At 67.6% G+C, this 3,214-nt stretch carries 2 protein-coding genes and 1 pseudogene; all 3 read left to right on the plus strand.

What is annotated here, in order from left to right; translation table 11 throughout:
• Positions 1 to 48: 48 nt before the first annotated feature.
• Positions 49 to 2,208 (plus strand): annotated as a pseudogene (locus QZ772_RS02830) (PAS domain S-box protein); the annotation flags it as partial.
• 17 nt (positions 2,209 to 2,225) lie between these two features.
• Positions 2,226 to 2,849 (plus strand): response regulator transcription factor, encoded by a 624-nt coding sequence (locus QZ772_RS02835; protein WP_043115575.1) that lies wholly within the window; start codon positions 2,226 to 2,228, stop codon positions 2,847 to 2,849.
• A gap of 87 nt (positions 2,850 to 2,936) precedes the next feature.
• Positions 2,937 to 3,214: tetrahydrofolate dehydrogenase/cyclohydrolase catalytic domain-containing protein (locus QZ772_RS02840; protein WP_295522824.1), on the plus strand; the 278-nt coding region annotated here is incomplete at its 3' end.

The following is a 3,214-nucleotide window of genomic DNA, read 5'->3' on the forward strand; positions in this document are numbered from 1 at the left end:
CATAGGTCGCGCGCCAGACCCGCCGGTCGTCGATCCAGCTGACCGCCGGCGCAGCAGCACATGGCCGGCGACCTGCTGCGGCCAGGCGACATCGAGACCCACTACGCGCTCGCGCGCGAGCTGGCCCAGCCGGTCTACTCGCAGCCCAACGCCACCGGTGACCGCACCGCGCCGCTGCAGCTGCACATTCCCCTGTTCGACCAGGGCCTGTTCGCGGGCACGGTGCTGGGCGAGTTCTCGGTCGACGGGCTGCTGCGCTACGGCATTCCGCCAGAGGTCTCGGCCAAGTACGCCGTCTCGCTGCTGGACAGCACCGGCAAGCTGCTGGCCGGCACGACCACCAACAGCCGGAGCCCGGCCGAATCGCGGCCGCTGCCCTGGGCGGAGCCCACCAACGAATACGAGGTGCCTGTCTCCCCGGTCGGCAACAGCCTGGTGCTGCGTGCACAGGCCTGGCGAACCTCTCTCGGCCTGATCGGCAACGGGCTGTTCTGGCTCGTGGCGGCGCTGTCGGTGCTCACCAGCGGCCTGCTGATCGGCACTTGGCGGCACACGCGCCGGCGCCTGGCTGCGCAGCAGGCGCTGCAGGCCGAGACCAACTTCCGCCGGGCGATGGAGAACTCGATGCTGACCGGCATGCGCGTTCTCGATCTGGACGGCAGCATCAGCTACGTCAATGCCGCTTTCTGCACCATGACCGGCTGGAGCGAGGAAGAGCTGGTCGGCCGCAAGCCACCCTTCCCCTACTGGATGGAGACCGACACCGAGCTGATGAACGAACGCCTGGAGGAAGAGATCCACGGCCGGGCGCTGCCGGGCGGCTTCCAGGTGCGGGTGAGGCGTAAGAACGGCACGATCTTCCCGGCCCGGCTGTATGTGTCGCCGCTGGTCGACGCCCATGGCCACCAGACGGGCTGGATGACGTCGATGACCGACATCACCGAGCCCACGCGCATCCGCGAGCAGCTGTCGGCCTCGCACGAGCGCTTCACCACCGTGCTGGAAGCGCTGGACGCCTCGGTGTCGGTGGCGCCGCTCGGCAGTGAAGAGCTGCTCTTCGCCAACAAGATGTACCGGGCCTGGTTCGGCTCCGACACCGTCGGGCATCTGGGCATGGTGGCGCAGGCCGGTGCGGCGCCCTCGCCCAGCCACGAGAACGATCTGGACGACGTCGATCCGCTGGCAGGCCTGCCCACCGACACGCTCACCGCGGCGCAGCCGGCCAACAACGAGATCTTCGTGCCGCACCTCAACAAGTGGCTGGAGGTGCGCTCCCGCTACCTGACCTGGGTCGACGGCCGCCTGGCGCAACTAGTGATCGCCACCGACATCACGGCGCGCCGCGACGCCGAGGAACAGGCGGCGCAGCAAGCCGACCGCGCCCAGTCCGCCAGCCGCCTGATCACCATGGGCGAGATGGCCTCCAGCGTCGCCCACGAGCTGAACCAGCCGCTCACGGCCATCAGCAACTACTGCAACGGCATGATGTCGCGCATCCGTGGTCAGCAGATCGACACCGAGGCGCTGCTTGGGGCGCTGGAGAAAACGGCCAAGCAGGCCCAGCGGGCCGGCCAGATCATCCAGCGCATCCGCACCTTCGTGAAGCGCAGCGAGCCCAACCGCACGCCGTCCGAGGTCGCCACCATGGTGGGCGAGGCGGTGGAACTGGCGGGCATCGAGCTCAAGCGCCGCAACGTGCGGCTCAACCACTATGTGGCGGCGCGGCTGCCCACGGTGCATGTCGACCCCATCCTCATCGAGCAGGTGCTGGTCAACCTGATGAAGAACGCCGCCGAGTCCATCGACATGGCGCAGCGCCCGCCAGCGCGTCGTACGGTGGAGTTGCGCGTGGTGCCCCGCAAGGTCGAAGGCCACCAGGCCATCGAGTTCGCCGTCCAGGACACGGGCAAGGGCCTGGCCCCCGAGGTGATGGAGCGGCTCTTCGAGGCCTTCTTCTCAACCAAGGCAGAAGGCATGGGCATCGGCCTCAACCTCTGCCGCAGCATCGTCGAGTCGCACAAGGGCAGGATGCAGGCGGAGAACCTCTACAATGGATCGGAGGTCGTCGGCTGCCGTTTCTCCTTCTGGATTCCAGTGGACGGCGCTCCGGATTCCGTAGCGACCGACGACCGTTCCCCCGACTGGACCGCCACCGGCCAGCCGCCCGCCGCGGCAGGCAAGGCCGGCGCAGGCTCCTCGATCTCCTGAGAGGCAAAGGTAAGCGCATGAGTTTGATCCCCAAGAAGGGCACGGTCTATGTGGTGGACGACGACGAGGCCGTCCGCGACTCGCTCCAGTGGCTGCTCGAAGGCAAGGACTACCGGGTCCGCTGCTTCGAATCCGCCGAGTCCTTCCTGGCCCGCTACGACCCGCGCGAAGTGGCCTGCCTGATCGTCGACATCCGCATGGCCGGCATGTCGGGGCTTGAGTTGCAAGACAAGCTCATCGAGCGCAAATCGCCTTTGCCCATCGTGGTCATCACCGGTCACGGCGACGTGCCGATGGCGGTCGATTCGATGAAGAAGGGCGCGATGGACTTCATCCAGAAGCCCTTCAACGAAGAGGCGCTGGTGTCGCTGGTCGAGCGCATGCTCGAACATGCCCGCACCGCCTTCGCCCAGTACCAGCAGTCGGCCAGCCGTGACGCGCTGCTGTCCAAGCTCACCGGCCGCGAATCGCAGGTGCTGGAGCGCATCGTCGCCGGCCGCCTGAACAAGCAGATCGCCGACGACCTGGGCATCAGCATCAAGACGGTTGAGGCGCATCGCGCCAACATCATGGAAAAGCTCAACGCCAACACGGTGGCCGATCTGCTGAAGATCGCCCTGGGCCAGACCGCCAAGGCCTGACACCGGCGCCGCAGCCCACCGCTCCTTCGTCACGCCCGTTCGGCCTTGGCCGCGGGCGTTTTTCATTCCCCCTTTCAGCACATTCCCATGACCGCACAACTCATCGACGGCAATGCCGTGGCCCGCACGATCCGCGCCGAAGTGGCCGAGCGCACCGCCGCGCTCAAGGCCCGTGGCATCACGCCGGGCTTGGCGGTGATTCTGGTGGGCGAGGACCCGGCCAGCCAGGTCTACGTGGGCAAGAAGGTGGAGGCCTGCCAGCAGGCCGGCATGCACTCGGTGCTGGAGCGCTACGAGGCCACGATGACCGAGGCGGACCTGCTGGAGCGGGTGCGCGCCCTCAATGCCGATCCGGCCATCCATGG

Origin of the sequence: uncultured Pseudacidovorax sp., assembly GCF_913773995.1 — a bacterium.
Lineage (GTDB): Bacteria > Pseudomonadota > Gammaproteobacteria > Burkholderiales > Burkholderiaceae_C > Xenophilus.